23 protein-coding genes and 2 pseudogenes are annotated in these 22174 nt (G+C 55.4%); 15 read left to right on the plus strand and 10 right to left on the minus strand.

Annotated elements, in window-relative coordinates:
* Window positions 1-82 precede the first annotated feature (82 nt).
* The 3 genes from SIAM614_RS27350 (at window position 83) to SIAM614_RS27360 (ending at window position 3080) form a co-directional block, all read left to right on the plus strand.
* Entirely contained in the window at window positions 83-556 is a 474-nt protein-coding gene (locus tag SIAM614_RS27350; RefSeq protein WP_006939594.1) for a CesT family type III secretion system chaperone, read from the plus strand.
* Window positions 553-2100 carry a Rho GTPase-activating protein gene (locus SIAM614_RS27355; RefSeq protein WP_006939595.1) on the plus strand — a complete coding sequence of 516 codons (1548 nt, stop codon included), beginning with the start codon at window positions 553-555 and terminating at the stop codon, window positions 2098-2100. Before SIAM614_RS27350 ends, SIAM614_RS27355 begins: the two co-directional genes overlap by 4 nt.
* A gap of 269 nt (window positions 2101-2369) precedes the next feature.
* Entirely contained in the window at window positions 2370-3080 is a 711-nt protein-coding gene (locus tag SIAM614_RS27360; protein ID WP_006939596.1) for an IS6 family transposase, read from the plus strand.
* Window positions 3081-3129: 49 nt separating this feature from the next.
* Here SIAM614_RS27360 and SIAM614_RS27365 read toward each other — a convergent pair whose 3' ends face one another.
* Window positions 3130-3564 (minus strand): MucR family transcriptional regulator, encoded by a 435-nt coding sequence (locus SIAM614_RS27365; RefSeq protein WP_006939597.1) that lies wholly within the window; start codon window positions 3562-3564, stop codon window positions 3130-3132.
* A 650-nt stretch (window positions 3565-4214) separates the two neighbouring features.
* On the opposite strand from SIAM614_RS27365, the gene SIAM614_RS27370 reads away from it, so the two are divergent.
* On the plus strand, window positions 4215-4529 hold the full coding sequence (locus SIAM614_RS27370) for a helix-turn-helix transcriptional regulator (protein ID WP_157140128.1): 315 nt from the start codon (window positions 4215-4217) through the stop codon (window positions 4527-4529).
* A gap of 363 nt (window positions 4530-4892) precedes the next feature.
* Window positions 4893-5759: a delta-class carbonic anhydrase gene (locus SIAM614_RS27375; protein WP_040441309.1), complete on the plus strand. Its 867-nt coding sequence runs from the start codon at window positions 4893-4895 to the stop codon at window positions 5757-5759.
* 40 nt (window positions 5760-5799) lie between these two features.
* Here the strand turns inward: SIAM614_RS27375 and SIAM614_RS27380 are convergent.
* Window positions 5800-6117, minus strand: a pseudogene (locus SIAM614_RS27380) (integrase core domain-containing protein); the annotation flags it as partial.
* 302 nt (window positions 6118-6419) lie between these two features.
* Here SIAM614_RS27380 and SIAM614_RS33150 point away from each other — a divergent pair.
* From SIAM614_RS33150 to SIAM614_RS27400, 5 genes are all read left to right on the plus strand, one after another.
* Entirely contained in the window at window positions 6420-6572 is a 153-nt protein-coding gene (locus tag SIAM614_RS33150; protein ID WP_229598010.1) for a transposase, read from the plus strand.
* Between the two features lie 7 nt (window positions 6573-6579).
* Window positions 6580-7002 (plus strand): transposase, encoded by a 423-nt coding sequence (locus tag SIAM614_RS33155; RefSeq protein ID WP_229598022.1) that lies wholly within the window; start codon window positions 6580-6582, stop codon window positions 7000-7002.
* A 521-nt stretch (window positions 7003-7523) separates the two neighbouring features.
* Window positions 7524-8720 carry a hypothetical protein gene (locus tag SIAM614_RS27390; RefSeq protein WP_006939623.1) on the plus strand — a complete coding sequence of 399 codons (1197 nt, stop codon included), beginning with the start codon at window positions 7524-7526 and terminating at the stop codon, window positions 8718-8720.
* A 605-nt stretch (window positions 8721-9325) separates the two neighbouring features.
* Window positions 9326-10795: a hypothetical protein gene (locus tag SIAM614_RS27395; RefSeq protein WP_040441310.1), complete on the plus strand. Its 1470-nt coding sequence runs from the start codon at window positions 9326-9328 to the stop codon at window positions 10793-10795.
* A 323-nt stretch (window positions 10796-11118) separates the two neighbouring features.
* Window positions 11119-11661 (plus strand): DDE-type integrase/transposase/recombinase, encoded by a 543-nt coding sequence (locus SIAM614_RS27400; protein WP_081455367.1) that lies wholly within the window; start codon window positions 11119-11121, stop codon window positions 11659-11661.
* A 200-nt stretch (window positions 11662-11861) separates the two neighbouring features.
* On the opposite strand, the pseudogene SIAM614_RS27405 reads toward SIAM614_RS27400, so the two are convergent.
* The 7 genes and pseudogenes from SIAM614_RS27405 to SIAM614_RS27425 all read right to left on the minus strand — a co-directional run.
* A pseudogene (locus SIAM614_RS27405) lies at window positions 11862-12515 on the minus strand (IS256 family transposase); the annotation flags it as partial.
* A 182-nt stretch (window positions 12516-12697) separates the two neighbouring features.
* Complete coding sequence (locus tag SIAM614_RS33160) at window positions 12698-13279, minus strand: IS5 family transposase (RefSeq protein ID WP_229598023.1); 582 nt, start codon at window positions 13277-13279, stop codon at window positions 12698-12700.
* A gap of 7 nt (window positions 13280-13286) precedes the next feature.
* Window positions 13287-13439 (minus strand): transposase, encoded by a 153-nt coding sequence (locus SIAM614_RS33165; protein WP_229598010.1) that lies wholly within the window; start codon window positions 13437-13439, stop codon window positions 13287-13289.
* A 286-nt stretch (window positions 13440-13725) separates the two neighbouring features.
* Window positions 13726-13959, minus strand: a complete 234-nt coding sequence (locus SIAM614_RS30915; protein ID WP_267871955.1) for a helix-turn-helix domain-containing protein — start codon at window positions 13957-13959, stop codon at window positions 13726-13728.
* Window positions 13960-13977: 18 nt separating this feature from the next.
* Window positions 13978-14292, minus strand: coding sequence for a helix-turn-helix domain-containing protein (locus tag SIAM614_RS30920; protein ID WP_006939634.1), 315 nt, complete (start codon window positions 14290-14292; stop codon window positions 13978-13980).
* Window positions 14293-14540: 248 nt separating this feature from the next.
* Complete coding sequence (locus tag SIAM614_RS27420; protein WP_006939635.1) at window positions 14541-16049, minus strand: alanine/glycine:cation symporter family protein; 1509 nt, start codon at window positions 16047-16049, stop codon at window positions 14541-14543.
* A gap of 46 nt (window positions 16050-16095) precedes the next feature.
* Entirely contained in the window at window positions 16096-16527 is a 432-nt protein-coding gene (locus SIAM614_RS27425; protein ID WP_006939641.1) for a universal stress protein, read from the minus strand.
* Window positions 16528-17070: 543 nt separating this feature from the next.
* Here SIAM614_RS27425 and SIAM614_RS33170 point away from each other — a divergent pair.
* From SIAM614_RS33170 to SIAM614_RS27445, 5 genes are all read left to right on the plus strand, one after another.
* Window positions 17071-17223, plus strand: coding sequence for a transposase (locus tag SIAM614_RS33170; RefSeq protein WP_229598024.1), 153 nt, complete (start codon window positions 17071-17073; stop codon window positions 17221-17223).
* A 7-nt stretch (window positions 17224-17230) separates the two neighbouring features.
* On the plus strand, window positions 17231-17653 hold the full coding sequence (locus SIAM614_RS33175; RefSeq protein ID WP_229598025.1) for a transposase: 423 nt from the start codon (window positions 17231-17233) through the stop codon (window positions 17651-17653).
* A 566-nt stretch (window positions 17654-18219) separates the two neighbouring features.
* A complete protein-coding gene (locus tag SIAM614_RS27435) occupies window positions 18220-18657 on the plus strand; it encodes a MucR family transcriptional regulator (RefSeq protein ID WP_040441311.1) in 438 nt (145 codons plus the stop codon).
* A gap of 598 nt (window positions 18658-19255) precedes the next feature.
* Window positions 19256-19975 carry a response regulator transcription factor gene (locus tag SIAM614_RS27440; RefSeq protein WP_006939644.1) on the plus strand — a complete coding sequence of 240 codons (720 nt, stop codon included), beginning with the start codon at window positions 19256-19258 and terminating at the stop codon, window positions 19973-19975.
* A 417-nt stretch (window positions 19976-20392) separates the two neighbouring features.
* Window positions 20393-21784 carry an autotransporter outer membrane beta-barrel domain-containing protein gene (locus SIAM614_RS27445; protein WP_081455368.1) on the plus strand — a complete coding sequence of 464 codons (1392 nt, stop codon included), beginning with the start codon at window positions 20393-20395 and terminating at the stop codon, window positions 21782-21784.
* On the opposite strand, the gene SIAM614_RS32285 is transcribed toward SIAM614_RS27445, so the two are convergent.
* Complete coding sequence (locus tag SIAM614_RS32285; RefSeq protein WP_006939649.1) at window positions 21781-22104, minus strand: hypothetical protein; 324 nt, start codon at window positions 22102-22104, stop codon at window positions 21781-21783. The two genes, SIAM614_RS27445 and SIAM614_RS32285, sit on opposite strands and share 4 nt — an antisense overlap.
* Window positions 22105-22174 lie beyond the last annotated feature (70 nt).

Raw genomic sequence — 22174 nt, forward strand, 5'->3', positions numbered from 1 at the left:
TCGGGGCGATTTCCTCAATTCAATTTAACGCAACACGCTCCAATCTCGATTAGGTGAATGGATTCGGAGCTGCGGAGAAATTATGCGCGAAATACTTGATTCTCTTCTTCTTGAGATTGGCAAAAGGATAGGGTTTGACGGTCTTTGCCTGGATGAAGAAAACATCATCCTTCTGGACCTGGAAAATGAGCTCTACATGATGATGCGGTGGCGGGACGACACCCAGACTCTGCTCTTCAATGCCATCCTGTGCACGCGGCCTTGCGATGATTTGGAGCGGCTCAAGTCTCTCATGCATGCGAACGCTGAGCTTACGGATGGACATGGCATGAGCTTTAACATTGATGCCGAATCAAACCTTGTCAATCTGTCGCAGGTGGTGAGTATTGCCGACAATTCGTCTTTCGCGCTTCAAGAAAAAATAGAACTATTCATCAATATATCCACCCTTTGGCATGAGCGTTTGAATAGTTCAGAGACGCTTCATCTGAATTCACGTCACCCGGAGCCGGGTGACGTGGGTGTACCCAACGAATATTTGGAGATTAAATTATGACTGACAGCCCCTTGAAAAGTCTGAATACGGGCCCGTTACTCGATTTTACAAATGCGAGTCTTGCACGGAACCGCGGTGAGAAGACCTCCGGTGGCAAGCTCGTTTCTGGCAACGTTTATGTAAAAAAGGGCGAAGTTCTTGCTCAAATGCCGAAAGCAACTCTTGCCGGGCGGATTGTCCGCTGGATTAGAGACGTGTTCACGAATAACTCCAACATTAAAGCCCAAACAGCATTTCGTAAGGCTCTCGTTGATAAATTCGGCGATGCGGGTCGAGAGGCTTACAATGGTTCCTGCGCGTCGATGGGTCCACGTAAGCGTCTGACGGCTCAACAGATTAAGATAGGTATTTCCCAAGCAAGCAAAACCCGTCCAATTACACGTGAGGCTGCCATTGAGCAGAACAGGAAATTTTGCGAATTTATTCTGGCTAATCCAGAGATATTGGGAAAGAAAGGTATGTTCCGTATGCCTGGCCAAAAGGAACATGTGAGGCTTTTACAGGAATTTTCTGAAGTTGTTAAGTTCGACAAAATGGTGAAACGAGGATCGACAAGAAGTGAGGAAGTAAAAGACTATACTTTTGAAGGGCCTAATCTTAAAGGCGTGAACTTTCAAGACATTTCCAGCGCTTTCAAGGAGAACATAAGGCTTGGTGTTACTGTGGAGGAAAGCGAAAAGTATGCCAAAAATGTTGTTGATTTTGAATTAGGCAATCAAGAATTAATGAATGCACTTAAAAAGGAAGACGCTAAGGCTACAAAAGATAGAGCTAAAGGGGTGATTTCGAAAGTAAGTCCGGAGGAACGTCCGAAGGTACGTCCGGAGACGCTTCCGGCGATAAAAGAATTGCCGACGGCTTTTAGGGAGACTTTGGAAGTGATCTCACGCTTCCGCCAAGCTCAAGGAAACGCCGATTTAATACCAAGCAATAGTGTCGGAATGCTTTTCAGCCTTTCATGCGATGAGACAGGCGACTATTATGCTTCCGCGCTTAGTGCTGATGATCGGTTCTCGAATGAGGACAAGAAAAACGGCCCAGGCAATTTTCAGTTCGCTTCGGCAGCATTTGTGAATGCTATGCTGGATAAATACGACGAGGAGAAGGCGGGCGCGGGATCTTCTGGGGGCAAGTCCGAAGTTAACCTTGCCATCCTCCCTGCCAAGCAAGTTGATGTTGAAACTGGGACGAAGAGATGGGCTGCTCCGCGCGGTAAGTTTGCAAGTCCGGTCGCTGTTTCCCCGAAGAAAAGTGAACAATTAGACCTGGACAACGACGTTAGTAGATGGGCCGCTCCGCGCGGTAAGTTTGCAAGTCCGGTCGCTGTTTCTTCGAAGAAAAGTGAACAATCAGACCTGGACAACGACGCAGGTCGCTCATCGGGAGCGGGATCTTCTGTGGGCGTGCCCAACCATGTTTTTAACGTTCTCACTTCGAAAGCATATCGTGATGAACGTGAAGAACAATTAGAGATAGCAAAGGAATCACCGCTGCTGAAGGTCGTTGACGAACCGTCGCGGACCGGAACGACATCGGACGTGTGAATCCGGAATGTGAACGGGGCTGTCCCTTTCCCGGTATTGGGCGTCATGAGATACGCCCGGATGCGGGAATGTCCGAGGGACGTCATCTTGTTGAGAACCGGGGCCCCGATTGGGCCCCGGTTTTCTGGTTTTCCAGGGGGGGGCAGCCTGTCCCCCATGGCGTGTCGCGTTCATGGGTAGTGTCACAAATTTTTTGTCGAGGTCAGAGCGATGTCTAGGACTGGCCTCGCCAACTTGTTGATTGGGTTTTGGTTTGGTAGGTCACCGTGATGTTTCAGAATTCAGATTTGCCGCGCCTGAAGGGCTTCCGTTTTCCCAGGTCGATCATTTCTTATGCGGTTTGGGCCTATCATCGGTTTGCGCTGAGTACGGCAGACGTTGAAGATCTCCTCGCGGAGCGGGGTATTGGTGTCAGCCGGGAAACGATCCGCCAATGGGTGAACCGATTTGGCCGACATTATGCGCGTTGCCTTCGCCGGGACCGACCAAAGCCCAACAACAAATGGCATCTGGATGAAGCCGTGATCGTCATTGGCGGTGTGAAACACTGGCTCTGGCGGGCAATTGACGGCGATGGAGATGTGCTCGACATCCTGGTCCAATCTCGCCGAAATGCCAAGGCGGCCAAGCGTTTCTTCGGTGCGCTGGTCGCGCAATACGGCGAGCCCAGGGTCGTGGTGACTGACAAACTGCGCAGCTACATCAAACCGGTTCAGGCTCTTGCTCCGGATGCCGATCATCGTGCTCACAAGGGGTTGAACAACAGGATTGAGAATTCCCATCGCCCGACACACAAGCGGGAGAAAATCATGGGCGGGTTCAAATCGCCCCGCCAAGCTCAACGCTTCTTGTCCGCGCACGATCAGATCAACAGCATCTTCCGGCCGCGTCGATACAAACTGTCCGCAGCCTCATACCAGCATGCAAGGAAAGATGCGTTCGGCCTATGGAACAATTACACCAGCGAGATGAACGCCTGAAATCCGACCAATAAAGGGCACCCTGCTCGCTGGGAAAGATACCGTTCCATCATGTCCGCGTTTGTGGGTGCTTTAAGCGCTTGTACTTGCGACCCAGGCCTAATTCTATCGCGAGTTCCGAACGAGCGGCCGCATAGTTGGGCGCAACCATCGGGTAGTCCTCCTTTAGCCCCCACTTGCCCCGGTATTCCTCTGGAGTCAGGTTATAGGCGGCACGCAGATGGCGCTTGAGGGATTTGAACCTTTTGCCGTCTTCCAGGCAGACGATATAATCCGGCTGCACGGATTTTTTGATCGGAACGGCCGGAATCAGTCTTTCCTCTTCCGGCTCCTCTGCCACAGCAGCTGCTGCATGCAACGCCTGATGAACGGAGCCGATCAAATCCGTCAGTTCGGTCGTTGTGACCATGTTGTTGCTGACATAGGCGGTCACAATGTCTGAGGTTAGATTGATAAGGCTGGTCTCGACCGGACTGTCGCTCATGAAGGTTCCCGTATTTCTGCCGAAGAGTGGAGAGAGTGCGTCGACAAGACACGCCCATAAGTAGAACGCTCTTAACCTTCCACGTTCAGCCGAGCAACCTATTGAGGCAAAAAAGAAAGGCCGGCAGTGTCAAATGACACTGCCGGCCTGTTAGCAATCGAAGCGGGGGGAGGTGGGAACTACTCCACTTCGATCGCAACCGATTTTCAGAAACAAATAATTGAGCAGGATTTGCTCTTCAAACCAGGTTTCGTCGGCCGACTTCCTGTCAGCAAAAAGAGTATGATTGATATTGACCGTGAATACCTGTGCCGTTCGGCACAGGGGGTTACGGAAATTAGTTATTTTCGAGGTGATTGCCGATATCGAAAGTTTTGTGTTTCTTCTTGCTATTTCTGGCAGGGCTTCTCCCGTGGCGTGAGACCCAATTGCATTGCGAGATTTCAGAACCACACAGTCCAGTCAGGCATTGGCGACACGAAGAACATACCCGCGGCGCTGCTTGCGAGCGGCAATCCTCACAAAAGCCTTCAGGTCAGGGACACAGGCTGTTCCGATTATGTGCCTTGCTGAGTGTTAATTGTCACAGGTCAAGGCAGCATCTGTCCTTTAGATATCGGTCATCGGCAACATATCGTGGCGAGGGCAAGATGAACCACCCAGTGAAACTCCACCAGCGAATCAAGGCAGCGTCGGATGCATTTGCCATGATGCTGGAAACCCATTTCACAGCCTGGAACCTGACGGATGAAGAAAGCGCAATCGCACGGCTCGGCCTGCAGGGCTATGACGTTCATGACTGTGCCGACATTCTTCAGATCCGTCCGGAGAGTGCCGAACTCCTTCAGAACAACGCCTTCTCGAAGGTCGGCGTTTCCCGTTGGTCCGACCTGATGCGCTTTTTGACAGACCAGCTTTACAGCAGCGCGAAACGCGAGATCCCATGCCCCTTCGTGTGGAACTGAACACTCGAACGGATTACCCCAAGCGCAAGCCAATCGACGATACCGACATAAGATTCCTGTCGCCGACTGGGTTGGGGATCGTCGCAGCAAGTGAATTTGCTCCGTCGCATGCCCGTCCGGCATCGCGCCACGCCGCATTTGCACTTGCTGGTGGGATCGTGCGGTTAAGCCGAGCCAGATGATCTTCGCTCTGTTGCTACCGGCACGACAATACCGCATTGCCGGTTGCCGCGGCGGTGAGGCATTTATCGATGACATCGGTAGGGCTTGAGCCAGCCGGCTGGTTGTGCCTATGAGCGCGCGCGCTGGCAGGATTATTGGCGCTCATCATGGCGAAGAGAACCAAATTGAACGAGGACCAAGATGCGCCGGAATTTCATAGCGTTCTCAACTTTCCTGTTGGTTGCGGGCGCCCTCGACTTTTACCTGGAAGCAGCCCCCGAAAACGGCGCGGCCGTTGCGGACGAAACAATCCTCAAGCAACGCACCGTTCTGGCGGCCACGACCGTCGGGAGAGGGTTCGGTCCGCAATCGCCGCGCGACATTGACAACCGCTGGGGCAACAATCGTCGCGTTTTCAGCACGGTGCCGGACAGAAGCCGCATGACGCTTTGCGACATTCATTTCCACAAGAACGCGGAACACAGGGGTGGAGACTTTACTACTTTCGCCGGCAACGGCGACGGTCGCGGCTACGGCACCGGTTTTCTTTATGACGGGCGTCTGAGCGCGGCGGAGCTGGCACCGAGGCAACGCCCTGTCGGTTCAAACACGGGGGATGAATTGATTCCCGGCGACACCATCGAGATCCATTTCGTCTTTTCTACCATCAAGGCAACGCTTGGCAACGGACTTGGCACCTGCCTCAGCGAAACGATCGGCAATCCACAGCTGCGTGTCGAGGCGGTGGTGGCCGTTTTGGTCAACGATCCTGGCGCTGCAGACCTAGTTAAAATGGCACGGGTCGAAAATCACGGCGGCCTGAACCAAGTGCCAAACCTGCCCATGGATCTCGGCGTGCCGGTCGTTTATGCCGGGTCAACGACGGGGCCGGCCTATAACGAAAAGGGCTCGCCCTTCCAAGTCACCTGGAGCGTTCGCCCGCGGGTCGTGAAGCTGGACATTGCCTCACTCGATGCCTGGCTCGCGAACAATCCGTTCAAGGAGACACGTGCCCATGGCGTACGCAACTTGGTGAGGAACCCGGACCTCTTATCCGAAATCGACTAACTGAACCGCGCCGGGTTTGCCGGAGGCTATTTGGTTTAAGTTATACAGCCACAGCCGTTTGATCCAGTGTGGCGCAACATTGTTCCTCCGCTTCAGCCGGAGGGATGTTTCCAATGGGCTCCAGCAAGCGGCGGTGATTGAACCAGTCGCCCCATTCGAGTGTCGCGAACTCGAAAGCTTCGCAGCTTCGCCACGGCCCGCGCCGATGAATGACCTCGACCTTGAAGAGACCGTTGATCGTTTCGGCGAGGGCATTGTTATAAGAGTCACCTGCGCTCCCGACAGACGGTTCGATGCCTGCTTCTGGCAGCCGCTCCGAATAGCGAATGGACACGTATTGAACGCCACTGGCGGAGTGACCTTATCGCATTAATCGGGTTCCGTGCTTACCTGCTCGGCGTTTCCTTGCTTCTGAAGTTTTGTGAATGCCGTTCAAACACCACGCATCTCGTCGCCACAAGTTTGCGAAATCCAAGCATCGTGTAACGAACTGTCCCGAGTATAATGAAAGCCTGCGACGGCGTAGGGACATCACGGTCTGGGTTGATGAAAGCGTGGCGCATCACTGGGGTGTTGTGCGCACCGGAAAGCGTGGTCGGTCGGGGGTAATACACTGATCTTGCCGTCACGGTTTGCCCGGAGATCCGGACCGTTTTCCATTTGGCCCTGCGGCAAACCCAAGGGTTTCTTCGTTCGGTGTTCCAGCTGATAAAGCTGGAACTGTCCGTTCCTGACTTTTTCACACTCTCGCGCCGAGCCGGCGGGCTTGAGCCTTTGCCGCGGGAACGATCCGAGGCGCCCGGGTTCCCTTGAGCTTGTGGTGAACAGCACCGGCCTGAAGGTCTTTGGGGCCGGAGAATGGCAGGAAACCAAACACGGCAAGGCGTCCAGGCGCCGCTCGTGGCGCAAGCTCCACTTGGGGCTGGATCTGGAGACAGGTCAGATCGAATGCAGTGAACTGACGACAGACGACATCGGCGATCCGTCGGCCGTGCCGGGTCTTTTGGACCAGACTGAAGAACCCGTGCGCCGCTTTCTTGCAGACGGTGCCTATGATGGCACCGCCACCCGGAACGAAATCACGCAGCGCTTTGCCGATGTGGAGATCATCATCCGGCCGCCGAAGACGGCTGTTGCCGGCCCTGAGGCCGAGATCAACCCCACCGCGCGGGATCTGGATGTTCTGGCGATCAAGGCCCATGGCCGCATGGCCTGGCAAAAGAGCACCGGATATGACCAGTAAGCGCGAGTGGAAACGCTCATGGGCCGCTGGAAGTCGGTCATCGGGGAAAGGCTGAAATCACGTACCCTGGACAATCAGAGAACCGAGAGCCGGATCGGCGTCTCGGTCCTCAACAAGATGACTTCCCTCGGACACCCCACGTTCAAGCGTATCTCATGGTGCCAAAATCCGGGTAAGAGACCACTGCGGCCCGGCTCGTGATTTGCGCAACACGGTGGAGACGCTGCACGAAAGCGGCGGACAACTTCCTTGACAAATACCGGTAACCGGAAAGTCCCTCCATGTTTTAGCGCCAAGTCGAGTTTTCGGTAGATGGCCCGATCCGGTGAGAGTGAAGTGTCACCGACGGGTGATGCGGTTCACGACTTCAGGGAATACCGCCCAACCCGAAAAATCAAAAAATCTCCAAAGTGTCGAATATGCGTATCAAATAGCACAATCAAAGGAGGCAGAGCACGGTTGAATACACTCCTACCGAAACTTGTTCAGTCCACACGGACCGGAAAATTGGGAAAAGTAAGATGCTTACAGAAGCCGCAGTCCTTAATAGGCTCACGTCTGAGTTCTTGGACCCAGCAAACGATCAAAATAAGTTGAAAGAAAATCTTAAAAATAGTGTCTTCAAAACATTCGATAAAATTGAAGTAATAGAAAATGATCCCAGCAACAATGATGTTAGGCATCAGGCACTCATTACGAAGCAGATAGCCGTGAATAAATACATTAGTGATACAAACGAATGTATTGAGGCGGAACTTGACAATCTCGACAATTTTAGGGCGGTGTGGGAAAGTCTTAGTGCCGAAGAAAAAACGAAGGTTGTCCCGGAATTTGGGGCCGCCCTCGCAAAGGTTTTTGAAAAATTCGATGCGTGGCGCGAGCAAAATGAGATAAATAGGCAGGAATGGGAAGGCCTACTATCAGCTGGCAAAGCAAGCCTGTATGATTTCGACAAAGCGCAAACTGAGTTGATCAAAAAATACGCGGAATATCAAGCCGCTATTAATGCACTGAAATTGGTAATTAACGGTCAGCCCGCGGCCAAAGGCTCTGAGGCGGATGACCGGACTGCCGAAACAAATAAACAGCCTGAGCTGCATCTGGTTGATAAACAGCCTGAGCCGCAGCTGGTTGATAAACAGCCTGAGCCGCAGCTGGTTGATAAACAGCCTGAGCCGCAGCTGGTTGATAAACAGCCTGAGCCGCAGCTGGTTGATAAACAGCCTGAGCCGCAGCTGGTTGATAAACAGCCTGAGCCGCAGCTGGTTGATAAACAGCCTGAGCCGCAGCTGGCTGATAAACAGCCTGAGCCGCAGCTGGCTGATAAACAGCCTGAGCCGAAGCTGGCTGATAAACAGCCTGAGACGAAGTATGCTGGTGTGGATTGGCTTCGCGACTCGAAAAAATCGACTGTTGAAATGCTTGAGCCGGTTCATAAGCAGGCTGATGTAGAAGCTGAGCCCGAACAAGTGGTCGGCACTTTGGATCAGCTAAAGCAGGCGATTGAGTTGCTTGGTAAAGACCAGCCTGTCTCTCGGGGCATACCCAAAGCGGTGCGAAGAGACAATGCAGATTTACAAAAAAGTCTCGAAGACGATGAGAATTCAGATGCAGGCAGTAGCGAATTTAGCGAAATGAATGGTCCAGTCGAAATGGGCATGTATGTTAAGCCCAACAAGACCCGTTGGTTCCCCTCTTTTGGACGGAAGAATGGCTGAAAATTGAGCAGGATCAGCTTGCACGGAAATTCCATATGCGCAAGCGACGTGCCGTAGCGTCTTGGACGTTCATTAATTCGGTTACGGTCGCGGGTGTAAAAGTGCAGGCTTGGTTCGGAAGTCTGGAGGGGGTCAGGCGCGCTGGCATTCAGGTCGCGAGACACTGGTAACGATTGGTCAGTTGCTTCTGATTTCCCTCCGGTCTTTGCTGTTTTTATCCCCTCTATTGATGGCACGGTAGGCGCCTTGAAGGCGCCGCCACCCGGGGCTTTGATCCCTGATACAATCACAGTCGGCGACTTTTCGGAATCGGCAGCAAGGCGGTGATGGAATGAAACGCTTTGCTCAGGGGTGGGGTCAACATGGCGGCGGGATCTGGAATTGGGGGGGCGGGTCTGGTGTCATGATAAGACAAGGCAAGGCAAGAAAGATCAGCCAGGCGAGACGAGAGCGGACCGCGCGGCGCGAGACAGGATCTCGAGCCTTGAGATCCTGTCTCGCATTAAGTGCCTTGCCCGGTATGGCTGATTCCGATCACCCCGTCGGTATGACCTGGTGGGAACGATTGTGAGGTTTCCGGAAACTTAAGGTTCGGGTGGACAATCATGAGCAAAGTTGAACAGAGTGTTGTTTCCTCGGACGGTGGCTCTGGATATCAATGGGTCCGAATGTCCTGTGGTCAGAACATCACAATCTTCAGCAAATTCAAGGTTTGCAAACTGGCGGACTATGAGATCAGTAACGATCGATCATACAAAGAACAAGTGGCTTGCGACAACGGACCAAACGACGCATCCGAATATAATCGGTTGCTTAAACGCAGAATATCGAAAATTAACAAGATAGTTGAAAACAAGAATGAAAAGATATCTTCTTATGAAGAACGTATTCAAGAGCTTGGAAAGCAATTACCCGATTTAAACATTTCCGAAGAGGCCGGACATCCGATGGGAGAAGGATCCGATCTCGCTGTTAGCTTTGATAAAGTGATAGAGACATTCAATGACTATTTCGAATTGACAAAGAATAATCTTGCTGACTGGTGCGAGCTGTTTGAAGAGAAAACATTTTACAGATACGAGCCCTCCAGAGATTCTTCTCCTCTGAAGAGTAAATTCAAGAAATTCGAAGAAAGCTTCGAAGAACTTGAAGAAAAAATTGTATCACTTTCTCGAAATGGACCCGAAGCCGAAGAAGAAGTCGGTCCGGTTTATTTGGCAGGTCCCATGCGCGGAAATCGCATTCCGAACAAATCTGGTAACTCTGCTGCGACAGAGACGAATTCTAGTATCGAAAATAAACTGAAGGGATTTCTTCATCAATACCCGGAGTCAATAGAGAGTCTTGAAAAACACTACGGACCACAATATCGAAACGACCCCGAACATATTGAGCGGGAAAGAACCACTCATTTAAGTTTAATACAGCAGAATCAAGTGAGGAGATCTGGCAGTAGATATCTCCAGGTAAATGCGGTTAAGACAGAAAGATTAAAGGCTGCCCTTCTGCATAACCTTCTTCAAGACTCAATTATGTTCATTGTCAGCGGTGTTGTGGAGAAAGCAAACAAGCACAATCGCGATCTTATCGACAATAACTTAAAGATCCCTACGGAGTTCGATCTGGAGGAAGTCGGAGATTGCTCGCAACAAGATCTAAAGGACTTAAGCTTATTGCTGAATCTTAAACTTTATGATCAAATTAAAAAGAAGATTCTTGAGAAAAAAAATGATGTTATATTCGACGATATTATAGACGAGATGTCAGAAAACATATGCAACGTAATAAGCGGCGCCGCAGATTGCATAGTAAAAAATCCGCAATTATTTCTTTACAATAATATACATGGGCTGAATAAGCAGTTGATTTATCTGTATATCCAACATTTCGCAGATAGCGAGACAAACAATAAACAAGATCGAACCGAATTTGTGAAAAAAATCAAAGAGGATTGTATCGAATGGTTGACAGAGGGCGGAAAAGATCACCGTAGAGAGAAGCTTACATTTACAGACGACACTTTTGATGAAGTTAAAAGTGAAGATGATAAGTTTGATTATCAAATGTTATTCTAAATTCTGGTTCTGATGACTGATGCCAGCCTCAACAAATAAGAACCTGATTGACTGTACTGAAACAATATTGACCTGACAGTCGCCGCTCGTTGGGGCGGGTTGCGCAGTTGGGCACCTCGAAAAACCTGCTCAATTGGCTGATTTCGTGATTCACACGCCGTACTGATTTGCGCGGAGGCGCTGAATGCGGGGACAGGGTTCTGTCGCAAAACCGTGCGCAAATATCTGGAGCGCGGTCTTGAAGGGCCCAGTTATGGTCCGCGCGCACCGCGGCCGCGCTTGCTCGAGGCCTATGAGGGTTATCTAACGGAGCGCGTCGTGGCCTGTTCCAGCCTTTCCAGCCGCCGACTTCTGCGGGAGGTTCGCGCCCTTGGGTTTTCCGGTGGCTATACTATCTTGACGGATTTTCTGCCACCCTCCGGCCGCGTCCGCCCCGTCCGTTCGAACGGCGTTTTGAGACAGCTCCGGGAGAACAGGCACAGGTGGACTTTGCGGAATTTGTGACCGAATTCACTGACGAGCCTAGTGTTTACCGGAAGGTGTGGCTGTTCTCCTTTGTCCTGGGCAACAGCCGGTGGCTTTGGGGCTGGTTCTGTTCAAACCAGAGCCTGGAGAGGGTGCTGCGTTGCCATGTGATGGTCTTTGATGCCTGTGGCGGCACCACGCAGCAAAACCTTTTTGATCGGATGAAGACGGCTGTTCTGGGCGACGCCGAAGATGGCACAGTCACCTGCAATCCCGCTCTCGTGGCCGTTCTGGACCATTACGGGTCGGCTCCGGAAGCCGTAACAGGTCAGCGTCTCCCCGACGCGCCCTTCAATCAGTATAAAGGGATCCGTCTCAAGCAGAAATATGCGAAAGGGTGACGTCCCATGTTGTGGTGTAGCTCTTTTCAGGCCTCGGTCTTTTAGCGGGCCGAGCTGATCAGTCGCTCTGGGCTGCAGGCAAGCTGAAGGTGAGATCATCGCAGACCGGGGCAAGCGTTTCCAGTGTCATGTATCGGCCGCGCTGCACGGTCCATTCCTCGGTTTGTTCCTTCAGGATCGCGCCGACTGGTCGGCGGATTGAGGCCCCGGCGCATGAGATCTCGCAGAAACTTGGTCCAGAAGGGCTCAGCCTCAGAGGCGCCGATCGCCATGCCCAGCACCTCGCGGCGCCCGTCCGTGTTCACCCCCACCGCCAGTGTGACTGCGACGCTCACGATGCGCCCTCCCTGGCGGACCTTCAGGTAGGTGGCGTCGATCCACAGGTAGGGCCAGTCGCCCTCGATGGGTCAGGTCAGGAAAGCATCAACACGTTCATCGATGTCTTCGCACAAACGGCTGACCTGGCTTTTCGAGATCCCGGTCCCGCCCATTGCCTGCACCAGATCGTCCATCGATCGCGTAGACACGCCATGAACATAGGCCTCCTGGATCACAGCCGTCAGGGCCTTCTCCACGGATCGCCTCGGCTCAAGGAAAGACGGGAAGTAGGACCCCGTGCGAAGCCGGGGAATGCGCAACTCAACGCTGCCCGCACGGGTCTGCCAGTCCCGGTCACGGTATCCGTTGCGCTGCGCCTGACGGTCTGTGCTCTTCTCGCCATAATCAGCACCGGTCCTGGCGCCGACTTCGAGCTCCATAAGCCGCTCCGCCGCAAATCCGATCTTTTCTCGAAGCAGGTCAGCATCGGCGATCTTTTCCACGAGCGCGCGCAGGGCCATCATGGGGTTGGTCATCGGGTGTCGTACCTGGGGAAGGTTGGTGGTCGCAACCCGACCTTACCGAAAAAACCGATGACCACCCAAAGCTAAACCACGTCCGGGGACGTCACCGAAAATACCTCTTGCGCATGGGGCGGTTACACATGTTGCGCAAATCACGAGCCGGGCCGCAGTGGTCTCTTACCCGGATTTTGGCATCATGAGATACGCTCGAACGTAGGGTGTCCGAGGGAAGTCATCTTGTTGAGGACCGAGACGCCGATCCGGCTCTCGGTTCTCTGATTGTCCAGGGTACGTGATTTCAGCCTTTCCCCGATGACCGACTTCCAGCAGCCCATCTGCGTTTCCACTCGCGCTCTCTGGTCATATCCGGTGCTCTTTTGCCAGGCCATGCGGCCATGGGCCTTGATCGCCAGAACATCCAGATCCCGCGCGGTGGGGTTGATCTCGGCCTCAGGGCCGGCAACAGCCGTCTTCGGCGGCCGGATGATGATCTCCACATCGGCAAAGCGCTGCGTGATTTCGTTCCGGGTGGCGGTGCCATCATAGGCACCGTCTGCAAGAAAGCGGCGCACGGGTTCTTCAGTCTGGTCCAAAAGACCCGGCACGGCCGACGGATCGCCGATGTCGTCTGTCGTCAGTTCACTGCATTCGATCTGACCTGTCTCCAGATCCAGCCCCAAGTGGAGCTTGCGCCACGAGCGGCGCCTGGACGCCTTGCCGTGTTTGGTTTCCTGCCATTCTCCGGCCCCAAAGACCTTCAGGCCGGTGCTGTTCACCACAAGCTCAAGGGAACCCGGGCGCCTCGGATCGTTCCCGCGGCAAAGGCTCAAGCCCGCCGGCTCGGCGCGAGAGTGTGAAAAAGTCAGGAACGGACAGTTCCAGCTTTATCAGCTGGAACACCGAACGAAGAAACCCTTGGGTTTGCCGCAGGGCCAAATGGAAAACGGTCCGGATCTCCGGGCAAACCGTGACGGCAAGATCAGTGTATTACCCCCGACCGACCACGCTTTCCGGTGCGCACAACACCCCAGTGATGCGCCACGCTTTCATCAACCCAGACCGTGATGTCCCTACGCCGTCGCAGGCTTTCATTATACTCGGGACAGTTCGTTACACGATGCTTGGATTTCGCAAACTTGTGGCGACGGGATGCGTGGTGTTTGAACGGCATTCACAAAACTTCAGAAGCAAGGAACGCCGAGCAGGTAGGCACGGAACTGCGTTAATGCGATAAGGTCCAGACGGGTTCTGAGAGCTTCGAGATCTGCGGGGAAGTTTTTTTAAAAGCCTCCAGCGCATGCTCGATCTGCCCGTGATGGGCGCGGCGGGCGCTCAGCTTGATAAAGCCCATGTCCTTCAAAGCTCCGCTTACCGTGTTCTCGTAAACGCTGACGCCAAACGCTTCATGTAGCCAGGCAACCATATCCTTGACCCGCCAGCGGACGTCGCCATGCACAGCAGGAATTGGCCCAGCCTAGACGATCCGTGCCAGAGCTGCGCGGTGGTCTGCCGTCAGCTTGAGCACGGCGCCGGGGGCTTTGCGGTCAACCAGACCCTCCGGGCCTTCAGCGTTGAAGCGCAGCACCCAGTCCCGAACAATTTGCTGGGTCACACCGCCGATCCGGGCCGCTTCAAGGCGCTTGCCGCCATCATAGATTGACGCAAGTGCTAGCAACCGCCGCGTTTGATCGGCATCGCCTGACTGTTTCGCAAGACACCGCAGCGTCCCTGCATCAAAATCATCGCGAAGTGAAATCCGGCCACCCATGGCAGCCCCTCTGTTTGCCATCGTGAATCATGATTTGCCCCGAATTGGGAAGCCCAAATATGGGTCACCCATAAATACGCGTGGTATTACCCGATGCTTCGACTTCGGGATCTGGTAACGGCGGGCAGCGTGGTATTTGAACGGCATTCAGGAAACGTCAAGGCCGCGAAAAGCCAAGCCCTCAAGCCTGAAAGCCGATCTGTGGAACAACACCACTTAAACAAGATCCAGTCCGGGCGCCTGAGCGCCCGGACTGGTCTTTGCGGAGCTTAAGCGGTTGCCGCCACTTTCCGGATCTCACCGGATTTCAGTTTGGCAAAATACCGTTCCACCTCCTGTTTCACCACCGGCATCAGGATGTAGAGGCCAACGATGTTGGCGAGCGCCATTGCGAAGATCATGGCGTCGGAGAAATCAATCACCGGACCAAGGTTCATGGAAGCGCCTATGACGACGAAGATGCAGAAGATCAGCTTGAACAGGTTTGCAGCCACCTGTCCTTCACCAAACATATAGCTCCACGCTTTCAGGCCATAGTACGACCATGACAACATGGTGGAAAAGGCAAAGAGCAGGACTGCCAGTGCCAGGATGTAAGGAAAGAAAGAAACCTGGGCGCCGAATGCGGCGGAGGTCAGTTCCACACCTGTGAGGCCATTGTCTAGCACGCCAGTGAAAATGATAACCAACGCGGTCATGGTGCAGATGACAACCGTATCGATAAAGGGTTCAAGGAGGGAAACGACACCCTCGGTCGTGGGTTCGTTTGTGATGACTGCCGAATGAGCGATGGCTGCGGAGCCAACGCCGGCTTCATTGGAAAAGGCGGCGCGTTTGAAACCCTGAATCAGCGCACCGACAGCGCCACCTGCAATTCCTTCCGGAGAAAATGCCCCGCCGATGATCTGGCCGAAGGCCCAGCCGATATTGCTGAAATTCTGCGCGATAATGAAAAAGGCAATGCCAACATAGAGAATGGCCATGAAGGGCACGATCTTTTCCGTCACCCGGGCGATGGACTTGATGCCGCCGATGATAACGAACCCGACCAGCATCGCCATAACAAGCCCAAAGAGCCAGCCGAAGCCCGTAAGCGGGCTCGCATCTCCACCGGTCACATTGACAACTTGCTGAAAGGCCTGGTTGGCTTGGAACATGTTGCCGCCGCCGAGCGCGCCCCCGACACAGCAAATCGAGAAGAAAAGTGCCAGGAACTGGCCGAGACGGGCCTTGCCTTTTTCCGCCAGACCTATGGAAAGATAGTACATCGGACCGCCGGAGATTGTTCCGTCAGGCAACTCCTTGCGGTATTTTACCCCTAAGGTGCATTCGATGAATTTGGAAGCCATACCGAGCAGGCCTGCAAGGATCATCCATAAGGTGGCTCCGGCTCCGCCGATGGAGAGGGCAACCGCGACGCCGGCAATATTGCCGAGGCCGACCGTTCCCGAAAGGGCCGTCGCGAGAGCCTGGAAATGAGATACCTCTCCGGCATCCTCCGGGTGGGAATAGTCGCCCTTGACCAGCGATATCGCGTGACCGAAGGCCCGGAACTGGATGAAACCGAAATAGACTGTGAAAATGGCGGCCGCTCCCACCAGCCAGCCGACAATCAGCGGAAACTGCGTGCCAGCAATGGGCACCGAATAGAAGATGGCGGAAGCAACGGCATTGGAAAAAGGCGCAATGGCGTTATTGATGGTATCGTCGATGCCGGCAAAGGCAGGAGCGGGTGTGAACGGCAAGCCCAAGGCTGCCGCGCAGAGCATTTTTTTCATGGATTGGTACCTTTTCGGGGAATTGTTTTGAAGCGGAGAAATCCCCTTAAGGCACAACCGTTACCGGTACGGGGGAGACCTGAACCAGCGTGATCGCCAGTCCGCCCAAAAGTCGTTCCGCCAATGTCCGTGAGCCTTTGCGGCCGATGAAGATCTGGCAGTTGCCAAGCTTTTCCGCGATTTCACAGAAGATCTCTCCCGCGTGCCCGTAACGGATTTCGCTTGTCGCCTGAACGCCGTTGGCGGCAAGCGCCTCCGCAACGGGGGCCACGACGCTCTCCGCCCTTTTTAATTCCTCTTCACGCCGTTTGTGGCGCTCAGCAAGTTCATCTTGCGTCAGGAAGCTGTAGGCGGACCATTCCAGGACATGCACGAGATGGACGCGTGCCCCCGTGGTTCTCGCCAAGCCGGCGGCAAGCGTAGCTGCTCGGTGCGAGGCGTCGGTCTCGTCAAAACCGACAATGTAAGTATCAGACATTCAAATTATCCCTCTGTCGCCGGATGCGCTCGAGCGGAAGGTTTCACGCCGAAATCGCCGTCGTTCGGGGTGACAGCTATTTTGGCTGGATTCGCCTCAAGTATTGGTCCTTCCGCCCACAGCAGTATTCTTCTTGGGAAGATGCTTCAAAATTGGTTATTCAAGGCGATACTATGGCCTAATCACGCATGTATGAATGCCCCCGAATGTGCCAAATGCTTTATTAATTGCGCAAGAAAGTAGCCTTATCGCATTAATCGGGTTTCGTGCTTACCTGCTCGGCGTTCCTTGCTTCTGAAGTTTTGTGAATGCCGTTCAAACACCACGCATCCCGTCGCCACAAGTTTGCGAAATCCAAGCATCGTGTAACGAACTGTCCCGAGTATAATGAAAGCCTGCGACGGCGTAGGGACATCACGGTCTGGGTTGATGAAAGCGTGGCGCATCACTGGGGTGTTGTGCGCACCGGAAAGCGTGGTCGGTCGGGGGTAATACACTGATCTTGCCGTCACGGTTTGCCCGGAGATCCGGACCGTTTTCCATTTGGCCCTGCGGCAAACCCAAGGGTTTCTTCGTTCGGTGTTCCAGCTGATAAAGCTGGAACTGGCCGTTCCTGACTTTTTCACACTCTCGCGCCGAGCTGGCGGGCTTGAGCCTTTGCCGCGGGAACGATCCGAGGCGCCCGGGTTCCCTTGAGCTTGTGGTGAACAGCACCGGCCTGAAGGTCTTTGGGGCCGGAGAATGGCAGGAAACCAAACACGGCAAGGCGTCCAGGCGCCGCTCGTGGCGCAAGCTCCACTTGGGGCTGGATCTGGAGACAGGTCAGATCGAATGCAGTGAACTGACGACAGACGACATCGGCGATCCGTCGGCCGTGCCGGGTCTTTTGGACCAGACTGAAGAACCCGTGCGCAGCTTTCTTGCAGACGGTGCCTATGATGGCACCGCCACCCGGAACGAAATCACGCAGCGCTTTGCCGATGTGGAGATCCTCATCCGGCCGCCGAAGACGGCTGTTGCCGGCCCTGAGGCCGAGATCAACCCCACCGCGCGGGATCTGGATGTTCTGGCGATCAAGGCCCATGGCCGCATGGCCTGGCAAAAGAGCACCGGATATGACCAGTAAGCGCGAGTGGAAACGCTCATGGGCCGCTGGAAGTCGGTCATCGGGGAAAGGTTGAAATCACGTACCCTGGACAATCAGAGAACCGAGAGCCGGATCGGCGTCTCGGTCCTCAACAAGATGACTTCCCTCGGACACCCCACGTTCAAGCGTATCTCATGGTGCCAAAATCCGGGTAAGAGACCACTGCGGCCCGGCTCGTGATTTGCGCAACACGGTGGAGCTGCCCCCCGAACCAATCCGCTATGAGCGGGCGGCTCTGACCAGTTGAGCTACAGGCCGATACCGGTGCGGACCGTAAACAGGTCCGGTTCGCTACGCCTGACAGAACGCTTTCGCGCAGTTTACCTGATATCGCAGACAACTGACTGTAACAAAGAATACATTAAAGATGTTTTGTGTGGGAACTGGTTGAAAAGTTCCGTAAAGCTCGTCCGTTTTTGGTCTGTTCATTTTAATCCCAAATTGTTGGCGTTAAAGAAGGACGTTCCGGCAAGTATTTACTTGACGTCAAGGCCGGTTCTGAAATATTACCGTCAAATTGTTCCGAAATATACATGAAGAGAGCCATGAATCAAACTGCACCGGACGCTACCGCTCCCGAAACCATCCTGGTGGACCTAACGGCCGAAGTCGTCTCCGCCTATGTGAGCAACAACACCGTTGTATCGAGTGACCTGCCTGATCTGATCAAGGGTGTGCACGCAGCGTTGTCGTCGATCAATCAACTGTCGCAGGAGCCGGAAGTCGAAGAACTGGTTCCCGCCGTTCCGGTCAGGAAATCCGTGACGGGCGACTTCCTGATCTGTCTTGAGGACGGCAAAAAGTTCAAATCCCTCAAGCGGCACCTGCGCACGCACTACGATCTGACGCCCGAGGAATACCGGGCTAAATGGGGGTTGCCGTCGGACTACCCGATGGTCGCACCGAACTATGCGGCCGCGCGATCGCAACTTGCCAAGGATATGGGCCTCGGGCAGACGCGGACGAAAAAACGCAAGAAATAGGGTCGGGAGACCCACGCTTTTCGCGGCTTCGCCGGTGCTGGCGCGAAGCGCTCCGGCATACTCTCGCGAACCACGCGAGGCCGGGACACGGCACCTTGTTCTGGTGGTCCATACCGCTCCACGGCTCATTTGCCGCGGAGCTGTCCCGACGCTCTTCGGGATAAGTTTTTTCCGGTCGTTCCGGCGTCCCGGGCACGCTGATTGCCGCGGCCCGCGGGCAACCGCTTGCCGGTGGCGGTCCGGCTCCTCACGCCGCGGCGGTTTCACCGCGCGTCCTTCGCTTTCCCTTCCGGGCCGCATCGCGCGAATCGCTGTGCCGAGCGTCACAGCTCCCGCCAGGAAATCCACCCTATATCAAAGCCGGTACCCGGGACGGGGTTGCGAACAGCCCGGTGCTGTCGCAACAAGGTACCGCGTACGCGCCGCGATTTCATCCAGGCGCCGGGACACGCCTGGGGACGTTGTCATCTATTGCCGGGTTTGGGTATGTCACAGTCGATGGATCCCGCGGGCTCGCGGCGCCCGTTCCCGGATCGATGCAAGGATCGGGAAACGCCGCATTTTCGAATTCAAGAAATCAGGGCGAACGGAAATCGATATGGACAATGAAAAGCATACAATCCTGATCGTTGACGACGATCCGGAAATCCGAAGACTCGTCGGCGACGTCCTGCGCAAGGAAGGGTTCGGCATCGAGCAGGCCATGAGCGGGCGCGATATGGATGCGGTTCTGGAAAGGGTGAAACCCGATGCCGTCGTGCTGGATCTGATGCTGCCCGGAGAAGACGGCTTGTCGATCTGTCGGCGCTTGCGGGCGGACGACACTCTCCCGATCCTGTTTCTGTCGGCCAGGGGCGACGAGGTGGATCGTGTCGTCGGGCTGGAGATCGGCGCCGATGACTATATCGTCAAGCCGTTCGCCCCACGCGAGTTCGTGGCGCGCGTCCGGGCGCTCCTGAGACGTTCCGGGCAGGGGCGTCAGCCCGTCTATTCGCGCCGGTTCTCGTTTGAAGGTTTCTTGGCCGATCTCGATGCCCGTCAGCTCTACACGGACGACGATCAGGTCGTTGCGCTCACCAGCGCAGAATTCGACCTGTTCTCCTGTTTCATTCTGCGTCCCCGGCGGGTGCTTTCAAGAGAGCAGATACTGGATTGGACGAACCGCGATGCCGCCAATCCCCTGCAGGATCGCAGAGTTGACATTCTGATCGGCCGCCTGCGAAAAAAGCTCGCGGCGGCGCACCCTCAAGGAAACTTCATCACCACAGTGCGCAACAGTGGCTATCTGTTCACGGCACGGGTCAAGCAGATCAGCTAAACCCTTTTGCATTTCATGTGAGCCTTCTGATGGCTTGAACTGGCTCATTCGGCCCGGAGCACACCGCGTTCTGGCGAATGCGGTGTGCTCTTAAACCTCGTTGCCGGCGCATGTCGAGCGGCGGGACGCCGCGGGAATGTCAGTCTTTCATGACGCACCGAACACTTGCCCAGGCGCGCGCGTCTTCCAGGACCTCGTTCGCAACGGGTTCAAACCGGAACATTCCGGTTGCGGATGCGCCGAATCGTGCCCGCCGCCCCATCTCCGCGAATGTCAATTCAGGCCGTTGTTTTACGCCTGTGTGCAGATCCGTCCGACCCCGGGGCTGAATTTAGTACTGGTTAACAAACATGGTTAACCGATGCATTCAGACGTGAAGCGCGGTCGAGGACGGCGCCAGGGATCAGGAGGCGTCAGATGAAACGTAATCAAAGACTTTCCACATGCGGCGAGGGCCGGAAAAGCAGGAACCGACGTCGTGCCCTTCCGGGCGGACGAATACATGCCGGGCAACGAGGCACCATGCGCTTGGGCGCGGTCATCGCGTCCTTGGTCATCGCCGTTTCCTCACCGGCGATGACCAGGGCAGACAATCTCGACTTCGACACGGATTTCTGCGGATCGGTCGCGGTCGTGGACTGCGGGAGCGGAACCGCGCAGCGCGACAGCACGGGTTTTGCCAGCCTGTCGCGGACCGCGAACCGAAGGGCGACGGCCGGAGTCAGGGAATCGCTCGCGCGGCGCAATACGTTCCACAATAGTTTCGCGGCGCCGCGGGCCTTCGAGGCTGGCAATGTCTTTGCCTACCTGGATCAGCTGCCCGGCGAGGTCCATGCGTCCGTTCAGGGGGTGATTCTGCGCGACGCGGGTCATGTCCGCGACATCATCAGCCAGCACGCGGCCGGTCTTTCCGAGGCCCCTGACGGCCGGCAGCGCTCTGGGGCCTCGGGCAACAGAAAGCCGATGACGCTCGCTCCGGGCTGGAGGGTCTGGACGAGGGGGTACGGCTCCCTGGTGCGGGTGGACGGCGACGGGAACGGCGCTTCGCTCGAAACGCGCGGCGGCGGGGTGCTGACCGGGACGGAAGCCTATACGCCCGGCGGCGTCCTGGCCGGCATTCTGGCGGGCTACGAGCTGGCTGGCGTTGCGATCGATGAACATCGTTCCGACACGGATATCGAGAGTTTCCTGGTCGGCACCTATATCAGCCGGACGTTCGGTCCCGTGCAGGTGATGGCCGGGAGCGTCCTTGCAAAAAATGAAATCGGCACGACGCGCGAAGTCGCCTTCAACGGTTTCTCCGATACGCTGACGGCGGATTACAGGTCCTCGACGTTCCAGCTTTTCGGTGAAGCGGGATATGCAGTGGAGTCCGGCTTCGTCCAGCTCACTCCCTATGCCGGACTGGCCCTGGCGTATCTCGACACGGACGCCTTTGGCGAACAGGGGGGCGATGCGGCGCTTGATGTGGCGGCCTCGTCTCAGGCCCTGGGCGTCAGCACCCTCGGGCTGCGGGCACGTCGGTACATCGCGGGCCCGTGGCTGGGAGAGGCGGGGCTCACCCTGGACGGCACCGTTGCGTGGCGGCACAGCTTCGGAGATGTCACACCCGGGGTGACGTCTTCCTTCGCCGGCGGCGATCCGTTCGACATCCAGGGCGCGCCACTGGACGAGAACACTCTGCTCCTGCATGCCGGCGCCATATTCGATCTGTCCGGCCGGCTTGCCGTCTCGGCGACCTATCACGGGGAATTCGGCGCCGCCACGTCCGGCAATGCCTTTCAAGCCGGACTTAACCTGAAATTTTAGAGCGCGTCGCGGTTGATCGGATTCGGGATTAAACGAAGCCGCTGACGCGGGCATTTGGTGTGAGCGTTGGGGATGGTGCCCTGTCTGCAAGGATTACGTTTGTTGAAGCCAGATCCTTGAGACAGGAGCACCCCGATGACCGACTTCCAGCGGCCCATCTGCGTTTCCACTCGCGCTCTCTGGTCATATCCGGTGATCTTTTGCCAGGCCATGCGGCCATGGGCCTTGATCGCCAGAACATCCAGATCCCGTGCGGTGGGGTTGATCTCGGCCTCAGGGCCGGCAACGGCCGTCTTCGGCGGCCGGATGAGGATCTCCACACCGGCAAAGCGCTGCGTGATTTCGTTCCGGGTGGCGGTGCCATCATAGGCACCGTCCGCGATAAACAGC

Source organism: Roseibium aggregatum IAM 12614 (assembly GCF_000168975.1).
GTDB classification, from domain to species: Bacteria; Pseudomonadota; Alphaproteobacteria; order Rhizobiales; family Stappiaceae; genus Roseibium; species Roseibium aggregatum.

What these genes read in the sequence shown, in the direction of transcription:
- SIAM614_RS27445 (WP_081455368.1), top strand. Translation starts at nt 20,393, where the DNA reads ATGAAACGTAATCAAAGACTTTCCACATGCGGCGAGGGCCGGAAAAGC.
- SIAM614_RS27440 (WP_006939644.1), top strand. Translation starts at nt 19,256, where the DNA reads ATGGACAATGAAAAGCATACAATCCTGATCGTTGACGACGATCCGGAA.
- SIAM614_RS30920 (WP_006939634.1), bottom strand. Translation starts at nt 14,292, where the DNA reads ATGGCAAACAGAGGGGCTGCCATGGGTGGCCGGATTTCACTTCGCGAT.
- SIAM614_RS27425 (WP_006939641.1), bottom strand. Translation starts at nt 16,527, where the DNA reads ATGTCTGATACTTACATTGTCGGTTTTGACGAGACCGACGCCTCGCAC.
- SIAM614_RS27355 (WP_006939595.1), top strand. Translation starts at nt 553, where the DNA reads ATGACTGACAGCCCCTTGAAAAGTCTGAATACGGGCCCGTTACTCGAT.
- SIAM614_RS27420 (WP_006939635.1), bottom strand. Translation starts at nt 16,049, where the DNA reads ATGAAAAAAATGCTCTGCGCGGCAGCCTTGGGCTTGCCGTTCACACCC.
- SIAM614_RS27375 (WP_040441309.1), top strand. Translation starts at nt 4,893, where the DNA reads ATGCGCCGGAATTTCATAGCGTTCTCAACTTTCCTGTTGGTTGCGGGC.
- SIAM614_RS27395 (WP_040441310.1), top strand. Translation starts at nt 9,326, where the DNA reads ATGAGCAAAGTTGAACAGAGTGTTGTTTCCTCGGACGGTGGCTCTGGA.
- SIAM614_RS27360 (WP_006939596.1), top strand. Translation starts at nt 2,370, where the DNA reads ATGTTTCAGAATTCAGATTTGCCGCGCCTGAAGGGCTTCCGTTTTCCC.
- SIAM614_RS27370 (WP_157140128.1), top strand. Translation starts at nt 4,215, where the DNA reads ATGAACCACCCAGTGAAACTCCACCAGCGAATCAAGGCAGCGTCGGAT.
- SIAM614_RS27435 (WP_040441311.1), top strand. Translation starts at nt 18,220, where the DNA reads ATGAATCAAACTGCACCGGACGCTACCGCTCCCGAAACCATCCTGGTG.
- SIAM614_RS27350 (WP_006939594.1), top strand. Translation starts at nt 83, where the DNA reads ATGCGCGAAATACTTGATTCTCTTCTTCTTGAGATTGGCAAAAGGATA.
- SIAM614_RS27390 (WP_006939623.1), top strand. Translation starts at nt 7,524, where the DNA reads ATGCTTACAGAAGCCGCAGTCCTTAATAGGCTCACGTCTGAGTTCTTG.
- SIAM614_RS27365 (WP_006939597.1), bottom strand. Translation starts at nt 3,564, where the DNA reads ATGAGCGACAGTCCGGTCGAGACCAGCCTTATCAATCTAACCTCAGAC.